We start from the raw sequence: 455 nt of genomic DNA, 5'->3' as shown, positions 1-455 counted from the left end.
AAAAGATTTTATGTATAAAAAACTCTAGACTTATGATAGGGATGAGATTACATGCACTTATATTTGCTGCAACAGTAAATACTCCTATGATAGGTATATCATATGATCCTAAAATAGATTCATTCTTAGATATTGTTAATCAACCTTGTATAGGGAGTGTAGATGATAATTGGAATTCAAATGATTTATCGAACAAAGCAATTAGAATAATAAATGACTCTTTACAGATTCAGACTAATTTAAAAATAAATGTAGACAGATTAGTAAATGAGTCTAGAATAACATCGAATAAAGCTATCGAAATATTTAGTTAAATATTAAAATTGTATTTAGGAGAATTTAATGCAAGAAAGTAAAATTAAAAAATCCATTGGAGAAGCAAATATATTAAGAGGGATATTATGTATATTTGTTTTAATTATACATACAACAGCAAATCCAAGCATAGAATTACA

Annotated in this window: 1 protein-coding gene; it reads left to right on the top strand. The window is 25.3% G+C overall.

The features are described 5' to 3' along the window. On the top strand, window positions 1-314 hold a 314-nt coding region (locus tag G3997_RS08465; protein WP_296645356.1), incomplete at its 5' end, for a polysaccharide pyruvyl transferase family protein. Window positions 315-455: the final 141 nt, after the last annotated feature.

The organism is Romboutsia sp. 13368 (assembly GCF_018336475.1).
Taxonomy (GTDB): domain Bacteria; phylum Bacillota; class Clostridia; order Peptostreptococcales; family Peptostreptococcaceae; genus Romboutsia.
The sequence above is the reverse complement of the archived record's forward strand: the minus strand, read 5'-3'. Positions and strand labels throughout refer to the sequence as shown.